Here is a 17,516-nt window from a genome sequence, read left to right as displayed (position 1 = left end):
TAAGTTACGAATACTCAATAAAAATGGTGTCGCCCGCAGCGCACCCAATTTTCATTCTCGTGGGTGTCAAAAATTTGTCATGTGGGTTTCATATTATTTAATTTAAAAAATCTCTGGTGAAAACTTTAATTCTTCCACTTCCTTCGCATTACCATTTTGAGCTTCAACCGGTACAAAGGTGAACATTCTTTTCCACGAGTTTTCTTTCACCGGTATTTTTAACAACACTTCGTTCCATCCTTTTTTCAGTTGAATTTGGGCAGGCTCGCGGAAAAAATAGTTTTCGTCGGAAAACGGAATTTCTTCGGTGCTGGCCTCCAATCCGGGGTTTTCCCAAACCGGCGGCGAAATAACTTTGCTGTTTACCCGAACCTGCGGGTTGGTGTTGTGCCATTGTCCCTGATTTGGGAATGGCCCGCCACGTCGTCCGCCCGAGCGCGACCAGTCATGAAAACCAATCCAGACACCCACGGTTTGATTCGCCGGTGACCAAATGCGGGTAAAAGCGTAATACGTTCCCGTTTCTTTTGGGAAAAACGAAGGATACCCAAAAAAATGGGTAAGATGAACTGTTCCGCCGGTTACTGGCTCAGACCAGCTATATTTTTCTGAATCCACCACATATTCCGAAGCTATGGAATCTTCGGGCGGAAATTTTCTATTTACATCTCCTTCGTGGTTGAACGGGCCGGCAATGCGCCACTGAATATGAGTTTGTTTCACATACGGAAACGGTTTATCCTGAAAATACAAATCGCGGTGTTTTATCAATCGCTCTTCAAAGTCAACGTATTTTTGAAAGGCTGATTCATTTTGAGACGGAAATTTCGCCAGGTATTTTTCGCCAAAATCTTCGGACTGGCCAGTCCATGAAGTTTCGCTGTAGGTTACGATTCCCGGATAAACCGGATTGTTACGGATGGCATCGTATTCATTGGCAACGAGGTTATCATTCCAGTTACAAAGTATGCCGCCCATGCGTAGCGAATCGCCATGGGCTGCGCCGTTGATGCGTTCGAAATACAACTGCGGAATACCGGCCAGCGGGTCGAGGTGGTTGAGGTAATTGAGCCGTGAATCGAGGTAACAGTGGCCCGGTTTGGGATAACCGTTTGACGACCAAAGTTGTGTGATGGAAACCGAATCGCCTTCGATGTGATAGCCCGGACGCCAAACAATGAGTTCGCGGCCGTGATATTGCGTTACCCGTTCCATCAGCGCCGGCAAAAGCGTAGGCGACGGTTCTTCATAACTGTGCCAAACCTCGTCGGTGCCAAGGTGAATGTAAGGCATTTTTTCAGACGATACCAAACTCACCAGTTCATCAATCAAATCGATTAAAACCGGCTGCACACGCGGGTCGCTCATGGTTTCAAACCCGAAAACCTTTCGGAAAGCCGCACTGTGGCCGGGTAAATCGAACTCCGGGATGAGGGTAATTTTTCGTTCGTAACAATAATCCACCAGTTCTTTAAAATCTTCCTGTGTATAATATTTTCCCGGCCAACGGCTCATGGATTCCGGGGAATTCAACTGCGGGTATTTTTTGCTTTCGAGGCGCCAGCCCGGGTTGTCAGTAACATGAAAATGAAACGTGTTGAATTTGTAGGCTGCCAGCACATCGATTTGCTCTTTCAACATTTCCACAGGCTGAAAATTCCTTCCCACATCCTGCATAAAACCGCGGATGTGGAATGCCGGCCAGTCGCGGATGCTGCATCCGGCAACATTGCGCCTGCCATTTTGAGAATACGCCAGTTGTTTTACGGTTTGTAACCCGCGGAACAGTCCTTCTTCGGTTAAAGCGGAAAGAATCAGCGAATCGGATGTTACATCCAATGTGTAGGCTTCGTTTTCATTCAGCGGAATCTCATCGAGTTGCGGAACAATCCGCTGCACAAACCGGCTGCTGCTGTCGGCCATATTAAATGTCTGATCATTCCACTCAATGCTCTGTGGCTTCGGAATTAATGGAGGCTGAACGGATTTTTCAGAATTGCACCTACCAAATAAAAAGGCAGTAATAACAATCAGAAAAATTGCAATATGTTTTGAGTGAATATTCACAATGATTTACTTTAGCGCACCTTTCAGCAACTCTTCAACGGGAACCTTTTGAAAATAAAGCTCTTTGGCTCCTTCGTATAAAATGCCCACGGTATTTTCATCCACCATGGTCATGCAGGAATAACCAAAACCCTGCTTTTCATTCAGCAAAACCTGGTATTCTTCGGGCCAGGTATGTCCCTGGTCAAGACTGGCTTTGATGGTCATGTTTATACGGGCCTCTTTATCGTTGGGGTTGGAGAAGAACAGCACTTGTTGTTTTTGGCCTTCCGCTTCCACATACGTATCAATTATGCTGGCCATGCAGTTGGGCTCTTGCAATGCTGAATTGGAGGACGGATGGATTGTCCAGGTTTCGCCCAAATCGCTGGTAACGGCTACTGCCCGTCCGTTGGTTTCATCTTTCACGCGGCGGTTGAGGTCGTCGCGCATGTTGAGCATCAGGCTGCCGTCAGCCAGTTGCACTACCTGTGCCTCGGTGGTATTGGGCTTGGCGCCGGTGCCAACGTGCCAGGTTTCGCCGCCGTCTTTGTTGTAAACGATGGTGGAATGAGCGGTATACTGTCCTCCGTCAAGCGCTTTTTCGCCAATGTCGGCTTTAAACTGCGCCGGAAAAACCAGTGTACCGTCGTCTAATGTGATTCCTGCACCCGGACCCTGAAAAAACAATTGCCAGGCAGGGTCTTTAATCTGTTCGGTAATGTTTATGGGCTCCGACCAGGTGAGGCCGTCGTCGGTACTTTTTACCAGCACAAATTGCCCGGTTTCGGTGGGTTTCATCCCCGGTTTCGACGCCCACCAAAGCATGTCGGTTTCGGAAAAGCCGCTAATCCAAAGTGCAGCCACCCAAATGGTTCCGGTGGTGTGGTCGTACAAAACTGCCGGGTCGCCAATGCCGTTCAGGCGTTCAGGATTTCCGCCCCATTCGCCCATGTCCATAATCACGCGCATGGGTTCCCAGTTTTGTCCGCCGTCGGTGCTGCGGCTCATGCCCACGTCAATATCTTCCTGCAAATCTTTGCTGTTGTTGTACCGGTTATCATAAACGGCAATGAGCGTTCCTTCGTTGGTGGTTACCATTCCAGGAATGCGGTAGGTGTCGCAGTTGTCCTGTCCGGCAGCACGAACCACCTTGGCCGGGCGGAAAGTAAATTCAGAACCGGTTTCGAGGTTCAACACAGAGCCATCATCAAACCGAAGTTCGACATTTTGAATGGAAAAACTTTCGGTAAGAACTGCGTCATCTTTCACCTGAAAACCGAAAGAAAGGGTATGGTTGCCGGGGCCGATTTCGGCTGTTGCATCCACTTCTGCACTATTGTCCTGCAGTTGCAAACCGTTACCTGCAATGGGTTCGAATTGTTCTTCGCCATCTTTTAAGTGATTAATGTTAACTGTTTCCAGCATACCGGAACTACTTCTTTCGCCAAAATAAAATGTTGTAGTGGCTAATTGGTAGGTTTTCCCGCTATCGGGTACGGAGATTTTAACATGCAGTACATCCGGATTTTCGCGGCTAACAAACAACGGAACGCGATTGAGATGGATTGAACTGGTGCTGAATTCAGGCACTTTCTCTTCTTTTCCGCAAGAAAATAAAACGGTTGTCAAAAAAAATAAAACGAATAATTTGTTCATTTCGATTTGCTTTACTGAGCTTTGAAAATAGTGAAAAATAAGAGAATTGAAGGCCCGTTTGAGCCTTCAATTCATAAAAAAACCAACCTATGAAAAAAATTGTTTTTCTGCGGTATAAACTAATATCCTTCGGTTTGTGTGAGTTCTGAATCGTTGGCCAGCATCGACTGTGAAATCGAGTAGTAAATTTTATAGGCCTCTGAAGCGTCGAGTGTGGCCACTTCGTTGAAAACGATTCCATCGCCTGCGCGAACCAAATCCCACCACCTTTTGCCTTCGCCAATAAATTCTTTGTAGCGCTCGTCGAGAATGGCTTTTTTGTTTTGTTCATACGAACCGTTTGTAAACTCGTGTCCGTCAAAATTATCGCCGTAAGCCCGTTCACGAACCCTATTAATTTCTGCAGAGGGATCCTGTCCGAGATTATTTTTCGCTTCAGCCAGCATCAACAATACATCGGCGTAACGGTACACCGGAACATTATTGAAGCTCCAGCGCGAACCATCGTCACCAATAATGCCAAGAAATTTATTCAGAACTGAGCCTTGATAGCTGGGGTTTCCGGCCTGATAAGGAATATGAACATTTCCATCTTCGTACACGCGAAGAAACGTGTTCCGGCGTTGGTCCAGGGTATCATCCAGCAACAAAAGCGATTTGTCTGATGCGCCGTAACGGCTTAATCCGTTTACAACAAAACCACTCAGCGAATTGCCGTTTTCGTCATACAAAACATCAATATCCACAGCCCTGGTGGTAAAATAGGTTCCGTAAAAATTGCTTGCCTGATCCTGCTGGTAATCCAGTGTGAAAATAAATTCGTTATTGTTCTCATTTTGCTGTCCCCAGAGGTTGCTGTAATCAACAAGGTCGAAGCCGGTTATCTGTTCCAGTGCAGTTTTTGCCTCATTGAAATCGGAATTACCTCCACCGAGCACTTTTCCCGACCACAAATAGGCATCGCCTTTAAGTGCGAGTGTTGCCGCCTTCGACCAGTAAATTCTTTTACCTTGCCATAAACTGTTGTCGTTTCCAAAATAGTTCAGCGAAGTTTCAATATCGTCTTTTACCAATTGCATAACTTCACTTTTTGGCGCACGTGGTTTTTTCAGTTTTTCCAAATCCACTTCCAAAAGTGGTTCGGTGCTAATGGGTACATCGCCCCAGGCCTTAAGCATGGTGTAATAAATTTGCGCCCTCAAACCGTAAACCTGGCCAAGCATGTGATTTTTTTCGGCTTCGCTTTTAAACGGCACGTCGGGTGCACTTTTTATAAAATCGTTTATGTAATGAAGCAATCCGTAGAAATTTGCCCAATTGCCAAAATGCACGATGGAAGTGCTGATATTATTGGCAACTAATTCGATGTCGTTGGGCGAATTGGCAAAAGTGTTTCCACCCCAAACATCAGAGCGAACTTCGCCCATACGCCAAAGGGTGAAATCGTAGTTGCGGTAGCTGGCATAAATACCGGTGTGGGCTGCTTTGGCAGCTTCTTCGGTGTCCCAGAATCCATTGTAAGTCAACTGACTTTCAGGTTGCATATCGAGTTCGCATGAACCCAGAAAAGCAACGGCTATTAATAATATGATGTATTTCTTCATAATTCCCAATTTTTAAAAGTTTACGTTTACGCCTAAAGTGATTGTGCGCGGCAGCGGGAACCTTCCCATGTCGATTCCATCACCTGATTCTTCGGGTGAACTTCCGGAGAAACCGTTAAAATAGGCCAGATTGGAACCTGAAAGGTAAAGCCTCATGTTTTTAACAAGATTATTTACGATTTCTCCATCGAGGTTGTAACTGAGCGTAACTTCGCGCAAGGCCAGATAGTCGCCTTTTTCCCACATCCTTGAACTGCTTTGGTCCATGGAACCCTGGTCGAAACCGGCAGCCAGGTGGTTACGCTGGCGGTCAACCAGTGTAAATATCGGAATATCAGCATCCGGATTATCTGGTGTCCAGGTATCTCTGATTTCCAGCGGTCCGTTCTGGTTTCCCTGAGTTTGTGAAATTCCCTTAACCCGGCGACCATTGATAATGTAATGACCAAGAGTGAAATCGGTTTTCACATACAGATTAAAGTTTTTATAGCTGAAATCAGATGTTAAACCTCCGGTAAAATCAGGAGTTCTTCTTCCAATAACTTCACGGTCGAGGTAATTGATTACGTTATCGCCATTCAAATCTTTCCAGCGGGTATCGCCTAAAAAGCGGGTATCTTTATCCTGTGCAAACTCCACAATTCTGCCAGCGTGTTCATCAATATCGGCCTGTGTTTTATACACACCTTCAAACACATAGGCGGTAACCACATCGTAACCCACACGTTCGCCTTCCTGTAAACCACCAACGTATATTGTTCCGCCGGTTGCCGGGTCGTAAATTTCAGTTCCTCCCTGCCTGTTTTTCTCCACTCCGTTGTCGGGAAGCTGTTTGGCAAAGTTACGTACCCGGTAATAAGTAAGTCCAAGATTCCAGTTTATATCTGCTGTTTTTACTACGTTGGCATCCAGCTCCAGTTCAATACCGCGGTTTTGCAACGTACCGTTATTGGTTTGAATGGATGAAAATCCTGTCCACAGCGGAAGGGTTAATCCGGCCAGTTTATCCTGAACGTCGCGGATAAAGAAGTCGGAAATCAGACTCACACGGTTATCGAACAAACCAACATCCAGCCCCATGTTCAGGGTTGTTGAGCGTTCCCACCTCAAATCGAGCAGAGGAAGTCCGTTGTTGGCATAACCGGTTTGCGTATCGTAAACAGCGGTTTGACCGTAGCTTCCGAACACGCCGAAGTTGCTCAAAATGTCGATGTTTCCGTTTACACCGTAACTCACCCTCGGTTTTAATTTGCTCACGATATCGTTCACCTTCGACCGTTGGAAAAAATCTTCGTTGTGCACATTCCACCCGGCAGAAACCCCGGGGAAAAAGCCGTATTTATTGTTCCCAAGTCGTGAAGTTCCGTCGTAACGGAAGGTTAGGCCAAACAAATATTTATAGTCAAAATCGTAATTGGCCTGGCCAAACAACGATGCAATTTCGTATCCTGTTCTCGAAGAACTTGGAATACCGGCAGCTTCAGAACCCACATTCATGGTATAAATCAGGTCGGTAGGCGACAAACGGGTAGCAGCACTAAAAGCGAAATATTTTTCCACAAAATATTCAGTTCCCACCAGTGCAGTTACGTTGTGTACCCCGGCAAACGAATTGCGATAATTTAACATGGCAGTTACCTGATTGCGAAGTGTGCGTGCGTGCGATGCTGCGGCACGTCTTTCAGTATTCAAACTTCCGGAATTAAGGTAAGCTTTATTAAACGATTCGTTGGAATTGTTAATGGTGAAATGGCTTCCACGAGCGGTCAGTGTAAAGTTTTTCAGGAAAGTATAATCAAACTGAACGGAACCCGTTAGTCGTTGTTCCAAATTCGAACGAACAAATTTATCCTGGTAATAAAGCGGGTTACCAAAGCCCAGGTACGTTCCGGGATGATAATCATCTGAAAGACTTCCATCGGGATTATTGTAGTAAATGCGCGAAGTAGGCGACAAACCGGCTGTCCGCTGAAACAGGTTATATTCAGAATCAAACGGTAACGCCTGGCTCGAATGCGCATAAATAATGTTGGATGACACTTTTAAAGCTTCCGACAATTTATATGAAGCATTAAAGGTTCCTGAATAACGGTCAAAGTCAGAACCAAAAACCAGCCCTTTGTCATCCAGAAAACCCAGCCCCAGATAGTAAGTTCCTTTGTCGTTTCCGCCATCGAAGGACAATGTATAATCCTGTGCGTAGCTGTCCTGATAGAACAATTCATTCATTTTATTTTCCTGGAAAATAAGCATGGTTCCCGGATTTACAGGATCTTCCATGGTTTGCCACCCTTCGTAATCGAGTAAATAGCGATTGTCATCCGATAAAACCATAGTGGTGTAAAGCGAATTGGTGGTATTGTTTCCTGTACCGGCAGCATTTGCTCCCGTTAAGAACTGATTCAACCAGGCATAGCCCATCACATCCTGAGCGTGTTTAATTGCCAACCGGTTAAAATGTACATAATCTCTCGCACCCAGATAATCCATTGGGTCTTCGCGACGCTGATTGCTGATAAATTTTGCTCTGAGGCTTACGTTTGAAGTACCGGCTTTTCCTTTTTTGGTTGTAACCAGAATAACGCCGTTGGCAGCCCTTGCCCCTTAAATGGCTGTAGATGCGGCATCTTTCAAAACCTCCATTGATTCAATATCGTCGGCGTTCAAGGCATAGAATGAACCAGGCACTCCGTCAATGAGAATAAGCGGACTACCTGTTCCCGAGAAGCTGGTACCCCCGCGAACCACCATGCTGGGCGTAGAACCCGGCTGACCGGTGGTCTGGGTTACTTTTAAACCGGCAATGGTTCCCTGCAATGCAGTTGCGGCATTTGAACGCGGAACACTTTCCAGGTTTTTGGTATCCAGTTTAGAAATTGAGGTGGTCATCTCGGCACGCGACTGGGTGCTGTAACCCGTTACCACAATTTCTTCCAATGCTGTGGTGCTTTCCTGAAGCGTCACATTCAACATAGTAACACCATCAAGAGCTACCGCTTTTCTGGAATACCCAATCATGGAAAATTCCAGTTGATTGTTTTCTTCAGGAACGGTAATACTAAAGTTACCGTCAAAATCGGAAATTGTACCCATTGTTGTACCGGAAATAACAATGGAAACTCCGGGGAGAGGCTCTCCGGTAGCTGCATCAGTAACCGTTCCGGTAATGTCTTTTTGGGCAAATACTTGTCCGCTAAGAAGCATTAACACTGCAACCCAGCGAAATTTTAGCATTTTTTGCATGAAACTTTTCATAAGCTACTTTTTTAATAATTTTATTTCTATATTTGCATTATGTCCTACATAATACCATGCAAATATATTAATTAATTTTTATTTGCAAAATTTTTTTGAAATTTGTAGGAATTTTTAGAACCGCTTAAATCAGCTAGTATATTGTAAGATATGAATTCACAAGGCACAGCAGAATATTTAGCAACCATTGATACCCGCAGCCTGGTTGACAAGGTTGAAATGAACCTGATTGATTTTTTTATTAAAAAAGAGTATAAACCCGGCGATGTGATTCCCAAAGAAATGGAACTGGCCAGTGCCATGGGCGTTAGCCGCACTGTAGTACGTGAGTCCTTAACACGGTTGAAAACACTGGGAATTATTGAGGCGGTGAAACACAAGGGTACAATTATTAAAAGTCCAGATCTTTCAGCGCTTTTGGGAAAGTCGATGATTCCGCGTATGCTGGACAACAGTACCTTAAAGGATATTTTTGAACTTCGTCTGGTAATAGAAATAGGAATGGCCGACCTGATTTTTCAACATATAACCCCGGAAGATATTACCGAACTGGAGCGAATCATCAAAATTGAACCTGAAAAATCGGATGATGTGCTTTTTGATATTGAGCACGAAATAAAATTCCACGGAAAATTATATGAAATTGCCAAAAACGAGACGCTGAAAAAATTCCAACAGATTCTCCTGCCGGTATTTAACTACATGTACGACAGTGGCCTGGTTAACAAACCCATTCAAAGAAAAACCCACGTTTCACACCAGGGATTGGTAGATGTTTTAAAAAACGGTACGGCTGACGAATTTCGCTCGGCTATGAGAAAACATTTGGAGAACCATTTTCAACGGTTATATGAATAATCTTGACAATTCTAATTGCCTCCGCAGTTTGCCCTTTCGTATTTTTCCATTAAATCGGTAATCAGGAGCAATTCTTTCAGGTCTTCATCGGTTTTCTGCGATTCGCATAATTCGATAAAGCGGTTGAGGGCTTCCCGGTACTCTTCTTCTGTTTCTATTTCGGTAATTCTTTGCATACAAAATTAATGAGCATCAAGCCAGTTTTCTGCGGCACTCATTTCCACTGTAAGTGGCACCTCAAGTTCAACGGCATGTTCCATTTCGTCTTTTACAATTTGTTTTACTTTTTCCAACTCGGTTTTATAAACATCAAAGTTCAATTCATCGTGTACCTGCAAAACCATTTTCGATTTCAACTTTTCATTTTTGAACTTTTCAAATATGTTTATCATAGCCACTTTAATTATGTCTGCAGCCGAACCCTGAATGGGCGCATTTATTGCGTTCCGTTCCGCCATTCCACGCATCACCGCATTGGCTGAATTAATGTCATTTAAATAACGCTTTCGTCCTTTAATTGTTTGCACGAACCCTTTCTTTCCTGCCAATTCTATTTGTTTATCCATGAATGCTTTAATCTTCGGGAAGTTTTCGAAATAACCGTCGATTAATTCTTTGGCTTCGGTACGCGGAATATTCAGCCGTTGTGCCAAACCAAAAGCCGAAATACCATAAATAATTCCAAAGTTGGCGGTTTTTGCTTTGCGTCGCATCTCAGAAGTAACTTCATTTTCAGGAATCTTATAAATCTTAGCGGCTGTTATGGCATGAATGTCTTTTCCTTCGTTGAACGCTTTCAGCATCTCTTCGTCCTGACTCAACGCCGCCATAATCCGCAGTTCAATTTGCGAATAATCGGCTGAAAGGAAAGTGTGCTCCGCATCAGATGGAATAAACGCCCGCCGGATTTCTCTTCCGTTTTCGTCGCGGATAGGGATGTTTTGCAGGTTGGGATTTACTGAACTTAACCGTCCCGTTGATGTAATAGCCTGGTTGTATGATGTATGCAATTTTCCTGTTTTTGAGTTTACCAGTAAAGGTAATGCTTCCACATAAGTTGAGAGCAGCTTTTTCAATCCACGGAATTCCAGAATCTTATTGATGATAGGATGTTTATCGGCCAGTTTTACCAAAACTTCCTCGGAGGTGGAATACTGTTTGGTTTTTGTTTTTTTGGCACTTCCTTCCGGCGAAATTTTCAGTTTTTCAAAAAGAATGGGGCCCATTTGTTTGGGTGATGAAATATTGAACTCTTCTCCTGCCAGGTCAAAAATCTCCTTTTCAACCTGAATAATTTGTTCGCGCAATCTTACAGCGTATTCCTTCAACACTTCGGTATCCAGTTTTACACCGGCCTGCTCCATGTGCACCAGTACCGGAACCAGAGGCATTTCAATAGTTTCAAACAGTTCGCGCATTTCATATTTGTCCAGTTCGGGGTCGATGGCATCTTTCAGCCTGAACGTCAAATCGGCATCTTCGCAGGCATAGTCGCGCAGTTTTTCGTTGGGAACCGACCGCATATTCAACTGATTTTTCCCCTTTTTACCAATGAGGCTTTCGGTATGTACCTTTTCATAATTAAGATAGATTTCGCACAAGTGGTCAAGGTTGTGTTTCTGTTCGGGTTGAATAAGATAATGAGCCAGCATGGTATCGTACAGTTTTCCACTCACCTCAATGCCGTAATTTCCAAGCATCAGCATATCGTATTTTAGATTTTGCCCGATTTTCATGATGTTTTCATCGGCAAAAACTTCCCTGAATTCATCCAGCACCTTTTGGGCTTCGTCCCTTTTTTTAGGGAGTAAAACACAATAGGCTTCGTGCTTGCGAAAAGCAAACGACATACACACAATTTCAGATGAATGCGTATCGAGCCCGGTGGTTTCGGTGTCAAAACAAAATGCATCTGTAATTGAAAGTTCTGCACGCAGGCTTGCCCGCTGCATTTCGTTTTCAACCAGATAATACTGATGGGGAACTGTTTCGATGTTTTCCTTTTTGGTTGAGATCGGCTGAGTAGTTTCTACTTCGCCAAATAACGTTTGCTGAACAGCTTTGTCGGCTTTTACTTCCTCCAGGTTGAGGCGTTCGGCCAGAGTCCGGAATTCCAAATCCTGAAAGATCGCTTTTAACGCCTCCTTGTTTATTTCATCGCGGGTAAGGCCTTTTTTATCGAATTCAATAGGAACATCCTGGATAATAGTAACCAATTTGCGTGAAAGGTAAACCTGTTCTTTAAATTCCAGCAAATTCTCTTTTTGTTTGCCCTTCAGTTTGTCGATGTTTTCATAAATTCCGTCAATACTACCAAATTCAGCAATAAGCTTTTCAGCCGTTTTCGGACCAATACCCGGACAACCGGGAATATTGTCGGAACTGTCGCCCATTAATCCAAGAATGTCAATAACCTGTTCTGTATTTTCAATTCCGAAATTCTTTTTTACCTCTTCAATTCCCCAAACCTCAGCAGTACCGCCACTTTTGGCCGGTTTATACATTCGAATATGATCTTCCACCAACTGTGCATAATCTTTATCAGGAGTCATCATGTAGGTATCGAATCCCTCTTTTATCGCTTTTTTTGCCAGTGTACCAATCACATCATCAGCTTCAAAACCTTCCATTTCAATAATCGGAATATTGAAAGCTTCGATAATCTTACGGATGTACGGAATCGACCTCCTTAAATCCTCGGGCATAACTTCACGGTTGGCTTTGTACTCTTTAAATATTTCGTGCCTGAAAGTTGGGGCATTTACATCGAAAACCACGCCAATATAATGCGGATTTTCGTTTTCGAGCAACTGAACCAGGGTATTCACAAAACCCAGCATAGCAGAAGTATTCACCCCTTTCGAGTTGAAACGCGGGTTGCGGATAAAAGCAAAGTAACTGCGGTAAATCAATGCATAGGCATCAAGCAAAAAAAGTTTTTTTGGGTTGTTTTCAGTCATAATCAATTTATTTGAACACAAATTTAAAAAAATTGCCGGTGAACGGTCGATTCCATTTATCGGGATTTATAAAAGCAACAAATCAACGTTGAATATTCCGCTTAATCCCTTAGAATATTTTTCTGACACCCGGAATTTTTTTAATAAGCCAGGCCAGTACAAAACAGGCAGTTAATGCAAGAGGCGCCAGCACAATAAATTTCATCAGCGGCGAATTTTGCCAGCCGGCAAACGCAATACTGATGGCAACAATTACCGGAGCATGAAAAACAAAAACCCCGTAAGCGCTGTCGGATAATTGCCGGGCGAAATTTCCCTGCCGGTTTACAAATTTTTTAGCCATTCCCAAAAGACCAAATATCAGGGAGAAACCCAACACCTGTTCCAAAATGGCATAGCCTGCACTTTGCCAGGTACCCCGGCCCATAAACAAATCAGCCTCTTCGAAAGACCCTCCCAAAATAAAAATCGACGGGAATACAATAAATAAAATAAACTGGGCAAACAGAAACCAATTTCTTCCGGTTTTAAAAGTGATTGAATCGAGCCAGTTATTTTTGTAAGCTACAATTCCCAAAACAAAAAGAAAAATATACTGCAAAAAAAACGGGAACTGAAAATTGGTAAACGGCATACTCCATCCAACAGGAAGCCAAATGCGAATAACGTATTGAAGAAAACCTGTTATGATTGCAGCCAATAGAATGGTAAACGTTCCGGGGAAAGGAATTTTCCGGTTCACTTTTAACGGTTTTACCAATAAAAATATTAGTGTAAAAAGCAGTAATGCTTCCACAAACCATAAGGGTCCAAAACCAGTTCCTTTTTGATTTATCCAGAAATCAACCAACGAAACCTCATTGTCCTGAATAAAACGATTAAGAAGAAAAACAGTGAGAGGAGACAAAATAAAATAGAACAGCAGGAGCGGAATTCCCAACCGGATTAATCTGTCTTTTAAAAACCTGCCGGTTCCTTTTCGTTTCAATGAGGGCAAAATAAAAAAGGCCGAAACAAAAAAGAACATTCCCATAAAAAACGACTGGTTGGTGAGCACAAACATCAGCATGGGAATAATTTCCGGAAACCCGGCCTCGGTTTCGTTATAATACCAGTCGCCGGGAGCGCCATAAGTAATGGAAAGGTGGTGCAGTACCACCAGGCTTATAAGGAAAATCCGGAGGTTATCGATGTACCAAAGGCGTGAAGGTGTATTCATATTAAAAAAAAATTAGTCATACCATCATTTTAAATGATAGTATGACCAATCCAAAAATAATTACACTTTGGGTAATTCCCAGGGAGCGCGGTATTGAGGTACCAAATAGCTATTGGCATCATCGTCGCCAATGAATTTGCTGTTATCAGCATCCCAGTATAACCGGCGACCGGTTTTAAAGGCAATGTTTCCAAGGTGGCAAACACGGGCTGTGTTGGCCGCAATTTCAATACTGGTATTAGGCACTTTGTCCCGGTCTTTAATACAGTCGATGAAGTTTTTCATGTGGTTGTTCAAACCCTGACCATCGCCTTTTTGCAGTTCCACCCGTTCCATGGCCGGGTTGTCGCCGCCTTCGGGAATCACTTCCCAGCCACCACGGTCAACCACCAGCGTTCCGTTATTGCCCACAAAACCAACACCATGCGAGCGACCGTAGTAACCACCGTCAATTCCAATTCCGTGGTCCCACAGCATGGTGTAGCCGTCGAATTCATATAATGCCTGCTGGGTATCAGGTGTTTCACAGGCATCTTCCGGGTAGGCAAATTTGCCGCCCATGGCCATCACCGATTTGGGCGCTTTGGCGTTCATCCCAAACAAAGCATAATCGATGATATGCACGCCCCAGTCCGTCATCATTCCGCCTGCATAATCCCAAAACCAACGGAATGTGAAATGAAAACGGTTTTTGTTGAACGGACGTTTTGGCGCGGGCCCCAGCCAGAAATCATAATCAACACCAGCCGGAACTTCGCTGTCGGGAACAACAGGAACGGATTTCATCCAGCCCTGGTACGACCAGGTGCGAACACTACGAATTTTTCCCAGTGCTCCTGAATGAACAAATTTTACCGCATCCTGCCAGTGTTTGTCGCTGCGTTGCCACTGCCCTACCTGCACCACGTTTCCGTAGCGTTTGGCAGCGCGTTCCATAATGTTCAACTCTTCGATGTAATTGGCCAGTGGTTTTTCACAAAAAATGTGCTTTCCTTCCTGGGCCGCATTCACAAACGGAATGCAGTGCCAGTGATCGGGTGTTCCGATGATGATTAAATCGATTCCGGGCTCTTCCAGCAGCTTCCGGAAATCTTTAAAACCTTTGGGTTTGTATCCCTGAATTTTTTCGGTGTCGGCAATACGCTGATTTAATACGTTTTCATCCACATCGCAAATGGCAGCACATTCGGTATTGGGTTGGCGAAGAAATGCCTGGAGATCAGAAAATCCCATTCCTTTTGCACCAATTAATCCACATACCAGTTTTTCGTTGGCTCCCATACATGAAGCCAGTGGCATTGAAGCAGTTGCACCCACCGCAGCGGTGGCAAGTGCCGACTTCTTAATAAAACTTCTTCTGTTTGTCATATTCGTAAAGATTGCTGGAAGTCAGAAGTCCGAAGTCGGAAGATAAAAAAAGCACGAAATCTTATATCTGAATTCCATTGGATTTTAGTTAATATTTTGCCCGAAGCGCGAAGCTGGAAGTCGGAAGTTAATACCAATTCAAACTTCTGACTCCCGACTTCTGACTATTTCTCCTTCTGCATGGCATCGTCAAATGCCACATCTGATGGTTCAAAATCGATATTTTTTACAAACTGGCAGGCTTCGGTGGCGCCAGCTTCGCGGTTCATGCCGCTGTCTTCCCATTCTACTGAAAGTGGTCCGTTGTAGCCGATGTCATTCAGTGCACGGATAATGTTTTCGAAATTCACCTTCCCACGACCGAGGCTGCGGAAATTCCAGTAGCGACGGTTGTCGCCAAACTCAGAATGGCCACCGAAAACTCCAATTCCCATGGGAACATCGCTCCAGTAGGAATCTTTCATGTGCACGTGGAAAATGCGATCTGCAAATTCGTAAATGAATTTCACATAGTCAACATGTTGGTAACCAAAGTGGCTGGGATCGTAATTAAACCCGAAAGCGGGATGGTTATTCAACGCTTTTAATGTAAGATGTGCGGAGTGGATGTCGAAGGCAATTTCAGTGGGGTGGGCTTCCAAAGCAAATTTCACCCCTATTTTCTGAAATTCATCCAGAATAGGAATCCAACGTTCAGCAAACTCTTCAAAACCTTTTTCAATCCTTCCTTTCGGAACGGGTGGAAACGAGTAGAGCATGTGCCAGATTGGACTTCCGGTGAAACCAATTACTGTATCGAGGCCCAGCATTTTAGCCACTTTAGCCGTTTTTATTACTTCCTCTGCTGCCCGTTGCCGAACACCTTCCGGGTCGCCATCGCCCCAAATGTAGTCGGGCAAAATTCCTTTGTGGCGCTCGTCAATTGGGTCAGAAACACATTGCCCCACCAAATGGGTGGAAATGGCAAAAAGTTTCAGTTCGTATTTTTTCAACAGCGCTTTCCTTTCGTCGCAATAGGCCTGATCGGCTTTGTCGATTTCCATGTGGTCGCCCCAGGTGCAAAGTTCAAGCCCGTCGTAGCCAAACGATTTGGCTTTCTGACAGATTTTTTCAATGGGAAGATCAGCCCATTGTCCGGTAAATAATGTTACTGGTCGTGACATATTCTTTAGTTTTATAAGCCTCTCCCCCAGCCCCTCTCCCAAAGAGAGGGGAGAAAGAAATGACCTTGGTTTTTATCAATTATTATCGTATTTCTTTGTTTGAAACCCCTAATTCTCCCCCGCCAGCTGGCGGGGAGTTAGAGGGGGCTGCTCTTACTCTTCAAATTTCACCCATTTTATGTTATCATCGTAACCGGCTTTTACCACAGTGTCAATGAACTGCATTCCGCGGATACCATCTTCCACGCCGGGGAAGTCAAGCATTTCAGCAGAGGGCTCTGTGCCATCCATATTCGCCATAACAGTCATGGCAAAGTTGCGGTAAATGTTGGCAAAGGCTTCAAGATAACCTTCCGGGTGGCCGCCGGGTGTACGCGTATTGTGCGCGGCAATGGCGCTGTTCATGCTTGTACCAACGCGCAAAATCTGAACAGGTTTGTCCGTCCATTTCAGAATAAGTGTGTTGGGTTCATGCTGGAACCATTCCAGTCCGCCCTTTTCTCCATACACCCTTATTTTGATGGCATTCTCTTCGCCGGCAGCCACCTGGGTAGCTATTAAAACACCACGGGCGCCATTTTCAAAGCGAAGCAGGGCTGCCCCGTCGTCATCGAGCAGGCGGTTTGGTACAAAAATATTCAGCTCGGCACACAGTTCAGTAACTTTCAATCCGGTAATGTATTCGGCCAAATGGTGAGCATGGGTTCCAATATCGCCCATACAGCCGGCTTTCCCCGAGCGTTTCGGGTCGGTTCGCCACGATGCCTGCGCATTGCCCTGGTCTTCCACTTTTGCCGACAGCCACCCTTGCGGATATTCCACGTAAACCTTACGGATTTTCCCCAACTCTCCATCGGCTACCATTTGTTTGGCATGTTTCACAGCCGGGTAACCCGAGTAAGTGTGGGTCAGTGCCAGTGTCAGGCCGGTTTCTTCCAGCTTTTCTTTCAGCTTTAAAGCTTCTTCGAGCGTAAAGGTAATGGGTTTGTCGATGACCACATGAAAACCGTTGTCCAGTGCCATAATAGCTGGATCGAAGTGTACAAAGTTTGGAGTAACTATCGAAACAAAGTCCATCCGTTCGCCTTCCGGAAGCTGTGCTTCCTTTTCAAACATTTCCCGGTAGGTTTCATACACGCGGTTTTCAGGCAGATAATACAATTTCCCTGATTCTTTTGAAATTTTCGGATCGACACTGAAACAGCCGCAAACCAGTTCAATCTGGTTATCCATAAATGCAGCCAGACGATGAACTGCTCCGATAAATGCATCTGTTCCGCCGCCAACCATTCCCATTCTGAGTTTTCTATTCATAACTATTATTGTTTATGTTGATTTAGAAAAAAAATTGACCCTAAAATTAGCAACTCTTTTAGAAGGAAAC

Annotated in this window: 11 protein-coding genes and 1 pseudogene; 1 reads left to right on the top strand and 11 read right to left on the bottom strand. The window is 44.5% G+C overall.

What is annotated here, in order from left to right:
- Nucleotides 1–102: 102 nt before the first annotated feature.
- The 5 genes and pseudogenes from ACESMA_RS13255 to ACESMA_RS13235 form a co-directional block, all read right to left on the bottom strand.
- Nucleotides 103–1,923 carry a family 20 glycosylhydrolase gene (locus ACESMA_RS13255; protein WP_372949315.1) on the bottom strand — a complete coding sequence of 607 codons (1,821 nt, stop codon included), beginning with the start codon at nt 1,921–1,923 and terminating at the stop codon, nt 103–105.
- A gap of 150 nt (nt 1,924–2,073) precedes the next feature.
- The gene (locus ACESMA_RS13250; RefSeq protein ID WP_372949314.1) at nt 2,074–3,705 is read right to left on the bottom strand and encodes a sialidase family protein; all 1,632 of its coding nucleotides are present in this window, start codon (nt 3,703–3,705) and stop codon (nt 2,074–2,076) included.
- Between the two features lie 119 nt (nt 3,706–3,824).
- Complete coding sequence (locus ACESMA_RS13245; protein WP_372949313.1) at nt 3,825–5,309, bottom strand: RagB/SusD family nutrient uptake outer membrane protein; 1,485 nt, start codon at nt 5,307–5,309, stop codon at nt 3,825–3,827.
- Nucleotides 5,310–5,321: 12 nt separating this feature from the next.
- Nucleotides 5,322–7,901 (bottom strand): annotated as a pseudogene (locus ACESMA_RS13240) (SusC/RagA family TonB-linked outer membrane protein); the annotation flags it as partial.
- Between the two features lie 12 nt (nt 7,902–7,913).
- Nucleotides 7,914–8,564: a carboxypeptidase-like regulatory domain-containing protein gene (locus ACESMA_RS13235; RefSeq protein ID WP_372949312.1), complete on the bottom strand. Its 651-nt coding sequence runs from the start codon at nt 8,562–8,564 to the stop codon at nt 7,914–7,916.
- A gap of 150 nt (nt 8,565–8,714) precedes the next feature.
- Here ACESMA_RS13235 and ACESMA_RS13230 point away from each other — a divergent pair, with 150 nt between their 5' ends.
- Nucleotides 8,715–9,422 carry a FadR/GntR family transcriptional regulator gene (locus tag ACESMA_RS13230; RefSeq protein WP_372949311.1) on the top strand — a complete coding sequence of 236 codons (708 nt, stop codon included), beginning with the start codon at nt 8,715–8,717 and terminating at the stop codon, nt 9,420–9,422.
- Nucleotides 9,423–9,433: 11 nt separating this feature from the next.
- On the opposite strand, the gene ACESMA_RS13225 is transcribed toward ACESMA_RS13230, so the two are convergent.
- From ACESMA_RS13225 to ACESMA_RS13200, 6 genes are all read right to left on the bottom strand, one after another.
- Nucleotides 9,434–9,598, bottom strand: coding sequence for a hypothetical protein (locus ACESMA_RS13225; protein ID WP_372949310.1), 165 nt, complete (start codon nt 9,596–9,598; stop codon nt 9,434–9,436).
- A gap of 6 nt (nt 9,599–9,604) precedes the next feature.
- Nucleotides 9,605–12,382, bottom strand: coding sequence for a DNA polymerase I (polA, locus tag ACESMA_RS13220; protein WP_372949309.1), 2,778 nt, complete (start codon nt 12,380–12,382; stop codon nt 9,605–9,607).
- 109 nt (nt 12,383–12,491) lie between these two features.
- Nucleotides 12,492–13,601, bottom strand: coding sequence for an acyltransferase family protein (locus tag ACESMA_RS13215; RefSeq protein ID WP_372949308.1), 1,110 nt, complete (start codon nt 13,599–13,601; stop codon nt 12,492–12,494).
- Nucleotides 13,602–13,661: 60 nt separating this feature from the next.
- Nucleotides 13,662–14,969: a Gfo/Idh/MocA family oxidoreductase gene (locus ACESMA_RS13210; protein WP_372949307.1), complete on the bottom strand. Its 1,308-nt coding sequence runs from the start codon at nt 14,967–14,969 to the stop codon at nt 13,662–13,664.
- A 164-nt stretch (nt 14,970–15,133) separates the two neighbouring features.
- Complete coding sequence (locus ACESMA_RS13205) at nt 15,134–16,132, bottom strand: sugar phosphate isomerase/epimerase family protein (RefSeq protein WP_372949306.1); 999 nt, start codon at nt 16,130–16,132, stop codon at nt 15,134–15,136.
- A gap of 153 nt (nt 16,133–16,285) precedes the next feature.
- A complete protein-coding gene (locus tag ACESMA_RS13200) occupies nt 16,286–17,446 on the bottom strand; it encodes a Gfo/Idh/MocA family protein (protein WP_372949305.1) in 1,161 nt (386 codons plus the stop codon).
- Between the last annotated feature and the right edge of the window lie 70 nt (nt 17,447–17,516).

The organism is Mariniphaga sp., assembly GCF_041687215.1.
GTDB lineage: Bacteria > Bacteroidota > Bacteroidia > Bacteroidales > Prolixibacteraceae > Mariniphaga.
Note: the sequence above shows the minus strand (reverse complement) of the source record. Positions and strands in the feature narration are given on the sequence as shown.